Genomic DNA, 13,911 nt, shown 5'->3' with positions numbered 1-13,911 from the left:
GCAATATAAAAAAGAGTACTAGTTATCTAGTACCCTTCTCTAAAAAAATATATTTATCTTAATAAGGATCAGTATTATCTAGAGGTTTACCTGTATTATAAAAACCTTTTGGAGAATAGGCAGTTGCACTTGCATAAGAAGTGTTTGGTTTATAATCATATACCATCGCACTATAACAATTTCTCTGCCCTGGTTCGATCATGCCATTGCCACCTTTGGAGTAACAGGAGTAAGTTTTCTTATCGTTTTTGCGTTTTACAATACCATTTATTTCCATGTTGGAGGGGAGGGATTTATCCAATTTAACATAGGACCAAGCTGTTTTACATTTTGTACTGTACATTAGGTATATTTTCCCGGTTACTTTTTGTCCATTTTTTAGTTTCAAGGAAAAAGGTTTTGTTTTTTCCGCAACTCCAGTTTTATTACAATGGGTAGCTACTGGACTTTTTCCATCAAACTGATAATTTGCTGCATGTGTATCCGAAATTCCTACAAACAGACCTGCAACTCCCACTGCTGCACTCAATAAGCCTACACGCCATTTTTTTAGGTTCATGTGCTCACACTCCCTATCTATCTATAAATGATAAAAGTTGTGGAAAAAGTGCGATTAAGTAGTATAATAATAGCCCATCTAGTAGTAAGATTTCCATTTAACACAATTATATAGTATAGGAATGATCAAAACATTCATCTATTAGTGAAAATAGTATGTACGTAAAATATAAAATCAAGGGATTCCTGTTTATTCTACATAAAGAAAATCCTTTGCTATAGGTTGGTAACCCACTTTCAAAAGATGCAGTCCTTCTGGTGGAAACGTAGAGCCTGCTGCCTGGCGGTCACATGCGTTTATAATAGATGGAATATCAAGTGCTTTGATCTTTCCTTTTCCCACATCATGAAGGGTGCCCACGATAATTCGCACCATATTATAAAGAAAGCCACTTCCTGTAACTTCTATATAACGAAACCCATTTTCTTCCCAAACTGCTGCATCATAAACAGTACGTACTTTATCCTCTATCTCTGTTTTTGCTGAGCAAAAAGAAGTAAAATCATGTTGTCCCAGCAAATATTCAGCTGCTTGTTTCATCGCCTTCAGATCGACGTCAACAGGATAGTGATATGCAAAACGCCTCATATGAAGCCTGGGAACTGCTTGTGTTTCAACTTGATAACGATAGGTCTTCCAGTGAGCACTTTTCCGGGCATGAAAGTCCATCTCTACTTCCTCACTGCTATTGATGATCAAGTCTGGCGGCAACGAGTGTCGAAGTATATAAGGAAAGCGTTCTGCCGGGATGGGTTTACTCGTGATAAAGTGACATACCTGCCCCAAAGCATGTACGCCTGCATCCGTTCTGCCTGAGCCTTCAATAATGATGTTTTCTTTCAGTATCCTACTCAGAGTTTCCTCTAAAACGCCTTGGATCGTACGGCGACCCGGTTGCCGTTGAAAACCGGAAAAATCCGTTCCATCATAAGCGATAATCATCTTTATTTTTCTCATGAACGAAGCCATCCTATCATGATTACTAACAGGAGAAAGATCACGATTAGACTATAATCTTTTCCCTTATACTGCAACAATCGATATTTGGTTCTACCAATCCCGCCACGGTAAGCCCGTGCTTCCATTGCCATCGCTAGCTCTTCTGCTCTGCGGAAAGAAGAGAGAAACAATGGGATAAAGATAGGTATATAGGCTGCTAGACGCTTAAAAATATTACCGCTTTCCAAATTCGCTCCACGAGCGAGCTGCGCATTCTTGATTTTTTCTGTTTCTTCCCACAGGGTAGGGATAAACCGCAGCGCAATAGACATCATCAGTGCTAATTCGTGAACAGGTACACGAATTTTTTTCAGTGGTTCTAGTAATTGTTCTAAAGCATCTGTTAAATCGAGTGATGATGTCGTAAATGTTAATATAGACGCCATAACTACCAGGATGAGAAACCGGGAAGAGATAAAAGCAGCTTGACGTACTCCCTCTTCATATACGGTAAATAAAGGTGTAGTAAGAAGTGCTGCTCCCCCTTTGGTCATGACCAAATGCAAGATAGAGGTAAGAATAATAATAAACAAGACCGGTTTGATAGATCCAAGAAAGAGACGTACTCGTATCTGCGATAAAAGGATACAAATAGCGACAAATAAATAGAGTATGAGATAAGTAGATATATTATTTGCTAAAAAAATGAGAAAGAAAAACAGAAAAACAAAGAGGAGTTTTGCTCTTGGATCAAGCCGATGCAGGAAAGAGTCCCCTGGGATGTATTGCCCGATAACAATCCTACTCATTATTTCCCACCTTCCTTCGAAGCTCTAAATGAGCAACAAGCTGGTCGAGTTCAAATAAAGAAGTAGGAATAGGCGGATGAATACGCTCATTAAGACGATCAATTAGTTTTGTTAGGCTTGGAGGTTCCATACCAAGTTTATCCAGCCTTGACCGTTCTGAAAACAACTCAACTGGAGAACCGTTAAAAACAGCTTGTCCTTTCTCTAAAACAAGAACTTGACCTGCGAGTCTCGCTACTTCATCCATTTGATGGGTAACCAAAATAATGGTTACTTGTTTTTGCTGATGTAAATGATGAATAAGACTCAGGAGTTGCTCACTGCCTATTCTGTCTAAACCGGCTGTAGGTTCATCCAGTATAAGAATAGATGGTTCCATAGCCAGAACACCTGCAAGTGCAACTCTTCTCATCTGTCCACCGCTTAAACTGAAGGGGGATTTCTCAAGTAACGATTCATCCAATCCAACCAAATCTATAGCATGATAAACTCGATTTTTTATTTCCTCAGCTGGGATACCTTGATTCGTAGGTCCGTAGGAAATATCTTTGTAAACAGTCTCCGCAAATAATTGGTGCTCTGGATATTGAAAAACAACGCCCACCTTAGAGCGAAAAGGAATTTTTTTAGTGGTTGCAGTAACTTTATCCTCACCGACTGTAATACTTCCTTTAGAGGGACGCAATAAACCAGATAAAAGCCCGATTAAAGTTGATTTCCCTGAACCTGTCTTCCCAATAATCGCCTGTATAATCCCATGTTGTATGGAGAGGGAGAGATTTGACAAAGCTTCCTCTTCAAAAGGTGTCCCTTTCTGATACACATATGATATGTCATTTACATGGATGTCCATAACTCACTCACCAATTGTTCTTCACTCTCCATCTTCTCTGAAAGTTTCCAACCTTTATCTCGTAATGCTTGGTGCAGCAAAATACCAATTGGTACATCTAACCCCCATTGGTCTAGTAGAGTCGCATTTGCATATAATTCTTTACTACTTTGATCCATCATGATTCGGCCTTGATGGATCACAATCAGCCGCTCAGCAAGAAACGCCTCAGTAGCTTGATGGGTAATATGGATAATAGTAATACCCGATTTATGCAATTCATCCATCAGTCGAAGGATATGTTTTCTCCCATCTGGGTCCAACATCGATGTAGATTCATCGAATATGATGACATCTGGTTGCATCGCCAAAATACCTGCAATAGCGAGACGTTGTTTTTGCCCGCCTGATAGATGATGTGGTTCTTTTTTTTCTAATCCTGATAGACCAACTTGCTCCAAAACAAGAGGAATACGATATTTCATTTCTTCTCGGCTTACTCCCAGGTTTTCTAGACCAAAAGCAATATCGTCTACAACGGAGGGTGCAACAATTTGGTTATCTGGATTTTGGAAAATCATGCCCACTCTGCGTTTTAATTCCCAGCGGTCTTGATCCGTAGTAATAGGCTGCCCATTAATACAAAATGCTCCCTCAGTTGGAATAAATAACCCATTTAAGAGACAAGCTAAAGATGATTTTCCTGATCCGTTGGAACCAATGATACTGACATATTCGCCTTGTTGAAAATCTAAACTCACATTTTGAACTGCCCAATTTTCACGGGATTCTGTTTGAGGATAGTAATGAAACCATACATCTTTTAATGTAATTTCCGTTCCCATAAAAACGCTCCTAATCAAGAAAAACAACCCACAAAAGCTTATCCATTCATGCTAACAGATAAAGTTATACTTTTTATCCGAAATAGAAAACATTGTCGATGGATAAGCTTGTAGGCATTATAGAGTCATATAACTTTTTCTAACAAAAAAGGGTGGACCGGTCCGATCCTGCCCTCCCCTTTGTCAATTCTTTTTTACTTTACAAGTTCAATAAAAACCATTGGTGCACCATCACCACGACGTGGTCCTAGTTTCAAGATACGAGTATACCCACCATTGCGCTCTTGGTAACGTGGTGCGATATCTTCAAACAATTTTTTAACTGCATCAACGTTTTTATGATGAGTTGCTTCTTCCCCTTCGTTCTCTGTGTAGGAACGATTGGTACGAACAAACTCTGCTGCTTGACGACGAGCGTGGAGATCGCCGCGTTTTCCAAGTGTAATCAGCTTGTCTGTGATAGAACGAAGTTCCTTAGCTTTTGCTTCGGTTGTTTCGATTCTTTCATTTAGAATCAAGTCTGTCACAAGGTCACGAAGAAGTGCTTTTCTCGCACTACTATTACGTCCTAACTTGGAGTATGCCATATTTTTTCCCTCCCCCGCTACTTAGGATTAATCTTCTTCACGTAATCCAAGTCCGAGTTCCACTAGCTTTTCTTGTACTTCTTCTAGCGATTTACGTCCTAAGTTACGCACTTTCATCATATCTTCTTCTGATTTTTGAGTTAGCTCTTGTACGGTGTTGATGCCAGCACGTTTTAAGCAGTTATAAGAACGGACAGATAGATCAAGTTCTTCGATGGTCATCTCCATCACTTTCTCTTTCTTATCCTCTTCTTTCTCAACCATAATCTCTGCACCTTGTGCTTCTTCTGTCAAACCAACAAATAACATAAGATGCTCATTTAAGATTTTAGCACCAAGGCTGACTGCTTCATCTGGATGCAAACTACCATCAGACCAAACTTCCAATGTCAGTTTGTCATAGTTGGTAACTTGTCCAACACGTGTATTCTCAACTTGAAAGTTCACTCTGTCGATTGGTGTATAAATAGAATCAATAGGGATAACTCCGATTGGCATGTCTTCTGACTTATTGCGCTCAGCAGGAATATATCCACGTCCACGATTCGCAGTCATACGAATATGTAAGTGTGCATCCCCTGCAAGCGTAGCAATATGAAGATCTGGATTTAAGATTTCTACATCGCTATCCGCACGGATATCTCCAGCAAGAACAGCTCTTCCCCCAGAACCGCCCTCAATATCGATTTCTAAAACCTTTTCCTCATCGGAATGAATCTTCAGAGATAGCTTTTTTAGATTTAAAATAATCTCCGTTGTATCCTCTACCACACCCGCAATGGTGGAAAACTCGTGCAATACCCCATCGATTTGCACAGATGTGACAGCAGCGCCGGGTAAAGAGGAGAGCAAGATACGGCGCAGCGAATTACCCAATGTTGTTCCGTATCCACGTTCTAGGGGTTCCACCACGAATCTTCCGTATCGATGATCGTCGCTCATTTTAACTGCTTCGATCCTAGGTTTTTCAATTTCTATCATACGGCCCCTCCTTTTAGAACGTCGCGTTCCGGGCATTATTCGGTATTTAATAAATAAACAGATCAGAACTTGTCTCATCCATTATACACAAATTACCGGTAAAATAAACCAACAGGCACGACACGCTTATACACGACGACGCTTTGGTGGACGACAACCATTGTGTGGGATAGGAGTTACGTCTTTAATCAAGCTCACTTCTAATCCCGCAGCTTGTAATGATCGAATCGCTGCTTCACGTCCAGCTCCTGGGCCTTTAACCATTACTTCTACGTTTTTCATGCCACTTTCCATTGCTGTTTTTGCAGCTTGTTCTGCAGCCATTTGAGCTGCAAATGGTGTGCTTTTACGGCTACCTTTGAAGCCCATGGTACCAGCACTAGCCCAAGCGATGGAATTACCACGTGGATCAGCAATCGTGATGATAGTATTGTTAAAAGTGGAGCGGATGTGTACCACGCCAGATTCAACGTGTTTTTTCACACGACGTTTCACACGTTGGTTGGATGTTTTACGTTTTACCACAAGTATCCCTCCTTACTTATTATTTTTTCTTATTCGCTACTGTACGACGTGGACCTTTACGTGTACGAGCATTGGTTTTGGTACTTTGACCACGAACAGGTAAACCTCTTCTATGGCGAATACCACGGTAAGATGCAATTTCCATCAAACGTTTGATGTTAAGTGCAATATCACGGCGGAGGTCTCCTTCTACCACTACATTTTTATCAATGTAAGTACGTAGTTGGGATACTTCCTCTTCTGTTAGATCACGTACACGAGTATCTGGATTAATGCCTGTCGCAGCCAAAATTTCATTAGCTTTTGGGCGACCGATACCATAGATGTAGGTGAGAGCGATCTCTACCCGTTTTTCACGAGGTAAGTCAATACTTGCTATCCGTGCCATCTATCTCTACACCTCCTAACCTTGCTTTTGTTTGTGCCTTGGATTTTCACAAATTACCATGACTTTTCCATTGCGTCTAATAACCTTACATTTTTCGCAGATGGGTTTAACTGATGGCTGAACTTTCACTTCTCCAAACCTCCTATTTTAGAGGAATCAAAGTAGAATCTTTTCTAAAATGAACATCTAGTCTCTGATCCTCTAACTTTAGACTATTTATGCCGAAAGGTAATACGCCCACGGGATAAGTCGTATGGAGAAAGTTGAACTGTCACTTTGTCTCCTGGCAAAATCCGAATGAAGTGCATGCGAATCTTACCCGATACATGAGCGAGCACTTCATGACCGTTCTCTAACTCCACTTTAAACATGGCGTTAGGCAGGGGCTCTCTTACAACACCCATAACCTCAATCACATCTTCTTTGGCCAATAGAGTTACTCTGCCACGAAAACATAGCAAATAGCTGAGCTTTACCTCATCGCCTCAAATGAGAAAGTCCTTTTGACTAAAATGACTTTCAGATCACAACTAAGTTAACCTAATCATGCACCTTAGTCAAGCTACAGCCATTTTTAACCTGTTTTTAATAGGTTATTTCCTATGTTTTGTTGCAGATTTCCCCCCCTTCAAATTCAGCTTTTTGTACTGATTTAGGGCAAACACCAATTTCGCATCATCTACAAATCCATGAGACTGTATCGCATCACTTACTTCATCTGCAATAAATCTCGTTGGTTGTATATGACGTCTATTCTTACGCTTTGGGTTAGCATATTTGCGTTCTTGCCCATTTGCTAACCAAACATAAGAATCATCTAAACGAACAACGACAGCATTTTTTCCTGCTTCCCGTCCAGATAAGACCATTATTATCTGCCCTAAATGAATTCGACTTGCTGCCTCGTGTAAGGCCTTCATTCGAAGTCACCTTCTGCTAGGGTAAGAATCTCATAGCCTTCATCTGTGATCAGGGTAGTATGCTCAAAATGAGCGCACCAAGAACCGTCATCAGTCACTACCGTCCATCCATCATCAAGTGTATGAACATATCGACTTCCCATATTCACCATCGGTTCAATCGCCAGTGTCATCCCACTTTTTATTCTTTGTCCACGTCCAGCAATACCATAGTTTGGAATAGTAGGTTGTTCGTGCAACTCACGTCCAATACCATGTCCAGCATACTCTTGAACAATAGAAAAACCAGCATCTTCCGCTACTGCTTGAATGCGGCTGCCCATATCACCAAGACGTATACCTGCCTTCAGTACTTTTAACCCTTCGAATAATGAGGCTTCTGTCACTGCTAGAAGACGGGAAACCTCAGGTGAAATTGTCCCAACTGGATATGTCCAAGCAGAATCACCATGGAAACCTTCATAATACACACCGATATCAATTGAAATAATATCTCCATCTTTTAGCTTTCTCGGACCTGGAATTCCATGCACCAGTTCTTCATTTACAGAAGTGCACACACTTCCTGAGAAGCCATTATACCCTTTAAAGGATGGCGTTGCTCCAAAACTACGAATAAACTTCTCTGCATGCTGATCTAATTCCATCGTTGTAATGCCGGGATGAATATATTTTTTCAATTCTTGATGCGTAAGGGCGACTAACCTACCTGCCTGGCGCATTTTTTCGATTTCATTCGCTGATTTTATGGTAATCATCTAGTTCTACTCCGAATTTTAGAGAAGATAGTTTCCGTTACTTGCTCTATCGGTTGTTCACCATCAACTCGTACTAACTTTTCTTTTGCAGTATAGTAACGAATCAAATGCTCTGTTTGTTCCTGATTGATCTGTAGACGTTTCGCTACAGTTTCTTCTTGATCATCTTCACGCTGGTAAAGAGAACCACCACAGCGATCGCAAACTCCAGCTACTTTAGGTGGAGCAAACTGAAGATGGAATGTAGTCCCACAATTACTGCAAATACGGCGTCCAGTTAAACGACTGATCAGCTCTTGTTGTGATACTTCAATATAGATAACATAATCGATCTCTTTACCTAGGTCAGAAAGTAACTCATCAAGTGCTTCCGCCTGTGGAACAGTACGTGGAAATCCATCTAATAGAAAACCACTCTCACAATCATCTTTGCCTAACCGGTCCCGGACGATACCAATCGTCACACGGTCAGGGACCAAAGCCCCTTGATCCATGTAAGATTTAGCTTCTACTCCAAGAGGTGTTTCTTCTTTTACAGCGGCACGAAACATGTCCCCAGTGGAAATATGAGGAATATGCAGTTTCTCAACAATAAGCGCTGCTTGTGTTCCTTTTCCTGCACCGGGTAATCCCATCAGTATGATATTCACATCTCATCCCTCCGGAAGGACGGCCACACGTATCAAGTTCGACCTATGGTCGCATGTGTATGTCAATTTCTTTGTCTTAGCTGTTCATAAATCCTTTGTAGTGGCGCTTGATTAGTTGGCTCTCGATCGTCTTCATCGTCTCAAGTGCTACCCCTACAACGATCAAAAGGGATGTACCACCAATCTGTACAGACTGTGGAAGACCTGAGATAGAAATGATAAAGACTGGAAGAATAGCAACTGCTGCAAGGAAGAATGCCCCTGGAAGCGTAAGGCGATTCAATACTTTTGTGAGATAAGATTCTGTCGCTTTACCAGGACGGATACCAGGAACAAAACCACCATTTTTCTTCATCTGATCAGAAAGTTGCATTGGGTTAATTTGTACAAAAGTATAAAAGTACGTAAACCCAACAATGAGAAGCAGATAAAGAATCATACCGAGTGGAGCTTGCGTATAGTCAAAGTTGACGCGAATCCAGTCCGCTACTGCATTTCCCGCCCAGAAACTCGCAATAGTAGGTGGGAAAAGCAAGAGGGAAAGTGCAAAGATCACAGGGATAACACCAGCAGCATTGATTTTAAATGGCAAGTGTGTCGACTGACCCCCGTACATCTTACGACCAACAACTCTTTTGGTATATTGGACTGGAATTTTACGTACACCCTGTTGGATGTAAATAACGCCCGCGATGACAATCACAATTACAACAAGTAATCCGACAGTTTTTATTACACCAATGGCAATAGGTGCATTCTTGGTAAACAAGCTACTGTATACCTGACTGATATGATTAGGGATGCTAGCCATGATACCAGCAAAAATAAGAATAGAGATTCCGTTCCCAATCCCTTTTTCTGTAATTTGCTCCCCTAACCACATCAAGAAAGTTGTACCCGCAGTAAGTGTAAGAGAGATAAGTGCATAAGTCCAAAAGTTAGGATTTTGTATAAATCCACTTCCTAGCAGACGATCAAATCCCAAGGACAAAGTAATGGATTGGATTAACGCCAAACCGATCGTAAAATAACGTGTAACTTGTGTAATTTTACGTCTACCTGTCTCTCCTTCTTTTGCCCAACGAGCAAATGCAGGAATTACATCCATCGTGAGTAGCTGAACAATAATCGAAGCAGTAATGTAAGGCATAATTCCCATCGCAAAGATAGAGAAATTACGAAAAGCTCCACCAGAAAAAGCATTGATCAGGCCGAATACTCCTTGACTTTTATCAGCAAGTTGCTGAAGCACAGCTGGATTAGTATTTGGAACTGGTATAAAACTACCAATCCGAAAAACTACCAACATGATAAGAGTAAATAGTATTCGACGGCGGAGATCTTCTACCTTAAAAATGTTACCAAGGGTCGCAAACATGTTAGATTACCTCCGTTGCTCCGCCAGCGGCTCTGATTTTCTCAGCTGCAGTTTCGGAAAACTTATGAGCTTTAACAGAAAGCTTTACTTGAAGCTCACCATTTCCAAGAATCTTAATTCCAGACTTCGTATCTTTGACAACACCAAGTTCTGTGAGTAGCTCAGGAGTAACTTCTGTACCCTCAGCAAAACGATTCAAAGTATCAAGATTTACGATCGCATACTCTTTGCGATTCGGACTAGTAAATCCACGTTTTGGCAAACGACGGTAAATTGGATTTTGACCACCCTCAAAACCAGGTCGAACTCCACCACCTGAGCGAGCGTTTTGACCTTTATGTCCACGACCAGAAGTTTTACCAGAACCAGAAGCCATTCCACGACCTACACGTCTTGACTCTTTGCGAGAACCAGGTGCTGGTTTTAGCTCGTTTAATTTCATGCTTTGCACCTCCTCTTGTACTAAGTCAATGCTATTATTCCGTTACTTCTTTTACATCTACAAGATGAACAACTTTATTTACCATACCTCGAATCGAAGCATTGTCTGGCTTGACTACAGTTTGTTCACGTTTGGTTAGGCCTAATGTACGAAGGGTTACCCGAACGCGCTCCGACTGCCCAATCATACTCCGTTTGAGGGTAATCGCTAATTTGTTTGCCACGGTTATCCCTCCTTATCCGAGTAGCTCTTCAACAGTTTTGCCACGTAGTTTTGCAACTTGATCTGCTTGTTTTAGATTAGAAAGACCAGCGAGCGTTGCACGCACCATGTTAATTGGATTATTGGAACCGGTTGATTTCGTCAAAATATCACCAACACCAGCAACTGTTAAAACATCACGCACAGGACCACCAGCGATAACACCGGTACCTTGACTAGCTGGTTTCAAAAGAACTTTCCCTGCTCCAAAACGTCCTACGATATCATGAGGAATCGTGTTTCCAGTTAGAGGAACAGTGATCAAGTTTTTCTTCGCTGCTTCTACACCTTTTTTGATTGCTTCTGGTACTTCTGCAGCTTTACCGATGCCAGCGCCAACTCGTCCTTTTCCGTCTCCAACAACAACTAGTGCGCTAAAGCTGAAACGACGTCCACCTTTTACAACTTTCGCTACACGATTGATGTTGACAAGTTTTTCAGTGAACTCGGACTGTGCACTATCTCTTCTATTACCTTTGTTCTGTTTCATTAGAAGTCAAGACCTCCTTCCCTTGCCCCATCCGCTAAGGCTTGTACACGACCATGATAGAGGTATCCTCCACGATCAAACACAACTTTATTGAATCCTTTTTCGATAGCACGTTTGGCAATTAACTCACCGACACTTTTTGCTGCTTCAACAGTTCCGCCACCTGCACCTTGGTACTCTTTATCAACCGTAGAAGCCGAAACAAGGGTTACGCCTGCTTCATCATCAATAAGTTGTGCATAGATATTCTTGGATGAACGGAATACATTGAGGCGAGGACGAAGAGCCGTGCCAAAAAGTTTTTTCCGAACCCGAAGGTGACGCTTTTTCCGTTTTTGATTGCGATCTTCTTTTTGAATCACGGTCTGGTTCACTCCCTTCTGATTTAAAAATTCTACTTACCAGTTTTACCTTCTTTACGACGAATTCGTTCTGTACTATATTTAATCCCTTTGCCTTTGTAAGGCTCTGGTTCACGAACGGAACGAATATTAGCTGCCATAGCACCGACTTTTTCTTTGTCAATACCTTTGACAACAACTTGTGTTTGGGTAGGAACATCTAGTTCGATACCTTCAATTGGAGTAATCTCAACTGGATGAGAATATCCAACGTTTAATACTATATTTGATCCTTTTTTGGATGCACGGTAACCTACACCGACTAGTTCAAGTGTTTTCGCAAAACCAGTAGATACACCTTCCACCATGTTGGAGATGATACTACGAGTTGTTCCGTGCAGTGCCCGATGTGTACGATTGTCGCTAGGACGCTCAATCAATAACTCGTTATCTGAGATATTGATCTTCATATCAGCGTGCAAATTGCGGACCAATGTACCTTTGGGGCCTTTTACCGTCAACTGATTGCCTTCTAGGTTTACTTCTACACCAGCAGGTACGGTAATAGGTTTCTTCCCGATACGAGACATGTTTGGTTCACCTCCATCATTACCAGATGTATGCTAGCACTTCTCCACCAACGCGTTGTTGACGTGCTACTTTGTCGGTTATGATTCCTTTATTGGTAGATAGAATCGCGATTCCAAGTCCACGCAGCACACGAGGTACTTCATTAGATTTGGCATATACACGAAGTCCAGGTTTACTGATTCTTTTTAGACCAGTGATTACTTTTTCGTTGTTTGTACCGTACTTTAAGAAGATACGAAGGATTCCTTGTTTACTATCCTCAATGTATTCAGCATCGCGAATAAATCCTTCTTGTTTTAGAATTTCTGCAATCTCACGTTTCACACGAGAAGCAGGTAGTTCAACACTTTCATGGCGAACCATGTTTGCGTTACGAATTCTAGTCAGCATATCCGCAATGGGATCTGTCATCACCATGTGTGAGCCCTCCTTTCAGAAGCATTACCAGCTTGCTTTTTTTACGCCGGGAATCTGCCCTTTGTAGGCCAATTCACGGAAACAGATACGACATAGTCGAAATTTGCGTAATACAGAGTGAGGACGTCCACAACGTTCACAACGAGTGTACCCTTGTACCTCAAACTTCGGTTTACGCTGTGATTTGACGATCATCGATTTTCTGGCCAACGGATTCCCTCCTTTGCCTCATTTATTTACGAAATGGCATTCCCATTTCAGAAAGTAGTGTAAATGCTTCTTCATCGGTGTTAGCAGTAGTTACGATAACTACATCCATACCGCGCACTTTATCTACCTTATCGTACGAGATTTCTGGGAAAATTAATTGTTCTTTAACCCCTAGAGTATAGTTTCCACGTCCATCAAAAGATTTAGGGGAAATACCACGGAAGTCGCGGACACGAGGCAGCGAGATGTTGATCAATTTGTCTAAGAAATCATACATACGCTTACCACGTAGGGTAACTTTTACTCCGATTGGCATGCCTTCACGAAGTTTAAAACCTGCGATTGATTTTTTTGCTCGAGTAATCACTGGTTTTTGACCAGCGATAGCTGTCATATCTTCTACTGCGTTGTCCAACACTTTGGAGTTTTGAACAGCTTCACCAACACCCATGTTCAAAACGATCTTCTCCACTTTTGGAACTTGCATAACAGACTTGTACTCAAACTTATTCATCAAAGATGGAATAATTTCATTTGTATATTGTTCTTTTAACCGAGCAGTCAAGGAATGTACCTCCCTTCCTCATACTATTTATCCAGGATTTCGCCTGACTTTTTCGCAAACCGTACTTTTTTCTGTTCACCGTTTTTACCTTCGATAAACTTATAGCCAATACGGGTTGGTTGTTTTGTTTTTGGGTCTTCGATCATCAAGTTGGATACATCGATTGGTGCTTCTTTCTCGATAATTCCACCTTGAGGATTTGCTTGTGTTGGACGGGAGTGTTTCTTCACCATGTTGACTCCCTCAACAAGTGCTCTACCTTCTTTAGGAAGCATTTTGATGACACGACCTTTCGTGTACACCTTTTTGCCATCTTGGAAGTATGGAGCTTCTTTCCCACGCATCACGATAACCGTATCACCAGTTTTGATGTGAAGTTTATTGGGGCGTTTTTCGCTTTTCACTTACGCGCACCTCCTTATC

The 13,911-nt window shown here is 41.4% G+C and carries 24 protein-coding genes; all 24 read right to left on the bottom strand.

The genetic code is table 11. The features are described from left to right. Positions 1-58 precede the first annotated feature (58 nt). The 24 genes from MK805_RS13670 to rplX all read right to left on the bottom strand — a co-directional run bounded on the left by MK805_RS13670 (position 59) and on the right by rplX (position 13,892). Entirely contained in the window at positions 59-559 is a 501-nt protein-coding gene (locus MK805_RS13670) for a DUF2690 domain-containing protein (RefSeq protein WP_240876436.1), read from the bottom strand. 189 nt (positions 560-748) lie between these two features. Next, positions 749-1,516 (bottom strand): tRNA pseudouridine(38-40) synthase TruA, encoded by a 768-nt coding sequence (gene truA, locus MK805_RS13665; protein ID WP_240876435.1) that lies wholly within the window; start codon positions 1,514-1,516, stop codon positions 749-751. Beyond that, positions 1,513-2,310 (bottom strand): energy-coupling factor transporter transmembrane component T family protein, encoded by a 798-nt coding sequence (locus MK805_RS13660; RefSeq protein ID WP_240876487.1) that lies wholly within the window; start codon positions 2,308-2,310, stop codon positions 1,513-1,515. Before MK805_RS13660 ends, truA begins: the two co-directional genes overlap by 4 nt. Further along, positions 2,300-3,160, bottom strand: coding sequence for an energy-coupling factor transporter ATPase (locus MK805_RS13655; protein WP_240876434.1), 861 nt, complete (start codon positions 3,158-3,160; stop codon positions 2,300-2,302). Before MK805_RS13655 ends, MK805_RS13660 begins: the two co-directional genes overlap by 11 nt. After that, a complete protein-coding gene (locus tag MK805_RS13650) occupies positions 3,145-3,984 on the bottom strand; it encodes an energy-coupling factor transporter ATPase (RefSeq protein WP_240876433.1) in 840 nt (279 codons plus the stop codon). Before MK805_RS13650 ends, MK805_RS13655 begins: the two co-directional genes overlap by 16 nt. A 194-nt stretch (positions 3,985-4,178) precedes the next feature. Continuing rightward, the gene (gene rplQ, locus MK805_RS13645; protein ID WP_240876432.1) at positions 4,179-4,571 is read right to left on the bottom strand and encodes a 50S ribosomal protein L17; all 393 of its coding nucleotides are present in this window, start codon (positions 4,569-4,571) and stop codon (positions 4,179-4,181) included. A gap of 27 nt (positions 4,572-4,598) precedes the next feature. Next, the gene (locus tag MK805_RS13640) at positions 4,599-5,552 is read right to left on the bottom strand and encodes a DNA-directed RNA polymerase subunit alpha (RefSeq protein ID WP_240876431.1); all 954 of its coding nucleotides are present in this window, start codon (positions 5,550-5,552) and stop codon (positions 4,599-4,601) included. Positions 5,553-5,678: 126 nt separating this feature from the next. Next, positions 5,679-6,077, bottom strand: a complete 399-nt coding sequence (rpsK, locus tag MK805_RS13635; protein WP_240876430.1) for a 30S ribosomal protein S11 — start codon at positions 6,075-6,077, stop codon at positions 5,679-5,681. 19 nt (positions 6,078-6,096) lie between these two features. Next, positions 6,097-6,465, bottom strand: coding sequence for a 30S ribosomal protein S13 (gene rpsM, locus MK805_RS13630; protein WP_240876429.1), 369 nt, complete (start codon positions 6,463-6,465; stop codon positions 6,097-6,099). A 15-nt stretch (positions 6,466-6,480) separates the two neighbouring features. Further along, complete coding sequence (rpmJ, locus tag MK805_RS13625; protein WP_240876428.1) at positions 6,481-6,594, bottom strand: 50S ribosomal protein L36; 114 nt, start codon at positions 6,592-6,594, stop codon at positions 6,481-6,483. 83 nt (positions 6,595-6,677) lie between these two features. Continuing rightward, entirely contained in the window at positions 6,678-6,896 is a 219-nt protein-coding gene (gene infA / locus MK805_RS13620) for a translation initiation factor IF-1 (protein ID WP_240876486.1), read from the bottom strand. Positions 6,897-7,058: 162 nt separating this feature from the next. Beyond that, positions 7,059-7,385 (bottom strand): KOW domain-containing RNA-binding protein, encoded by a 327-nt coding sequence (locus MK805_RS13615; protein ID WP_240876427.1) that lies wholly within the window; start codon positions 7,383-7,385, stop codon positions 7,059-7,061. Next, positions 7,382-8,143 carry a type I methionyl aminopeptidase gene (gene map, locus MK805_RS13610; RefSeq protein ID WP_240876426.1) on the bottom strand — a complete coding sequence of 254 codons (762 nt, stop codon included), beginning with the start codon at positions 8,141-8,143 and terminating at the stop codon, positions 7,382-7,384. The genes MK805_RS13615 and map overlap by 4 nt, the downstream gene beginning before the upstream one ends. Next, the gene (locus MK805_RS13605; protein ID WP_240876425.1) at positions 8,140-8,793 is read right to left on the bottom strand and encodes an adenylate kinase; all 654 of its coding nucleotides are present in this window, start codon (positions 8,791-8,793) and stop codon (positions 8,140-8,142) included. Before MK805_RS13605 ends, map begins: the two co-directional genes overlap by 4 nt. A 76-nt stretch (positions 8,794-8,869) precedes the next feature. Next, on the bottom strand, positions 8,870-10,171 hold the full coding sequence (secY, locus tag MK805_RS13600) for a preprotein translocase subunit SecY (protein WP_240876424.1): 1,302 nt from the start codon (positions 10,169-10,171) through the stop codon (positions 8,870-8,872). 1 nt (position 10,172) lies between these two features. Beyond that, positions 10,173-10,613, bottom strand: coding sequence for a 50S ribosomal protein L15 (gene rplO / locus MK805_RS13595; protein WP_240876423.1), 441 nt, complete (start codon positions 10,611-10,613; stop codon positions 10,173-10,175). 34 nt (positions 10,614-10,647) lie between these two features. Then, positions 10,648-10,836 (bottom strand): 50S ribosomal protein L30, encoded by a 189-nt coding sequence (rpmD, locus tag MK805_RS13590; protein WP_338057511.1) that lies wholly within the window; start codon positions 10,834-10,836, stop codon positions 10,648-10,650. A 12-nt stretch (positions 10,837-10,848) separates the two neighbouring features. Further along, positions 10,849-11,364, bottom strand: a complete 516-nt coding sequence (gene rpsE / locus MK805_RS13585) for a 30S ribosomal protein S5 (RefSeq protein WP_240876422.1) — start codon at positions 11,362-11,364, stop codon at positions 10,849-10,851. Then, positions 11,364-11,726, bottom strand: coding sequence for a 50S ribosomal protein L18 (gene rplR / locus MK805_RS13580; protein WP_240876421.1), 363 nt, complete (start codon positions 11,724-11,726; stop codon positions 11,364-11,366). The genes rpsE and rplR overlap by 1 nt, the downstream gene beginning before the upstream one ends. A 32-nt stretch (positions 11,727-11,758) precedes the next feature. Beyond that, entirely contained in the window at positions 11,759-12,295 is a 537-nt protein-coding gene (gene rplF, locus MK805_RS13575; RefSeq protein ID WP_240876420.1) for a 50S ribosomal protein L6, read from the bottom strand. Between the two features lie 19 nt (positions 12,296-12,314). Next, a complete protein-coding gene (gene rpsH, locus MK805_RS13570; RefSeq protein WP_240876419.1) occupies positions 12,315-12,713 on the bottom strand; it encodes a 30S ribosomal protein S8 in 399 nt (132 codons plus the stop codon). A 24-nt stretch (positions 12,714-12,737) separates the two neighbouring features. Next, positions 12,738-12,923: a type Z 30S ribosomal protein S14 gene (locus tag MK805_RS13565; protein ID WP_028777712.1), complete on the bottom strand. Its 186-nt coding sequence runs from the start codon at positions 12,921-12,923 to the stop codon at positions 12,738-12,740. 22 nt (positions 12,924-12,945) lie between these two features. Continuing rightward, positions 12,946-13,488: a 50S ribosomal protein L5 gene (rplE, locus tag MK805_RS13560; protein ID WP_255724652.1), complete on the bottom strand. Its 543-nt coding sequence runs from the start codon at positions 13,486-13,488 to the stop codon at positions 12,946-12,948. A 23-nt stretch (positions 13,489-13,511) separates the two neighbouring features. Beyond that, a complete protein-coding gene (rplX, locus tag MK805_RS13555) occupies positions 13,512-13,892 on the bottom strand; it encodes a 50S ribosomal protein L24 (RefSeq protein ID WP_338057510.1) in 381 nt (126 codons plus the stop codon). Between the last annotated feature and the right edge of the window lie 19 nt (positions 13,893-13,911).

The sequence above is a fragment of the Shimazuella soli genome, from assembly GCF_022511585.1.
Taxonomy (GTDB): Bacteria; Bacillota; Bacilli; order Thermoactinomycetales; family Thermoactinomycetaceae; genus Shimazuella; species Shimazuella soli.
Note: the sequence above shows the minus strand (reverse complement) of the source record. Positions and strands in the feature narration are given on the sequence as shown.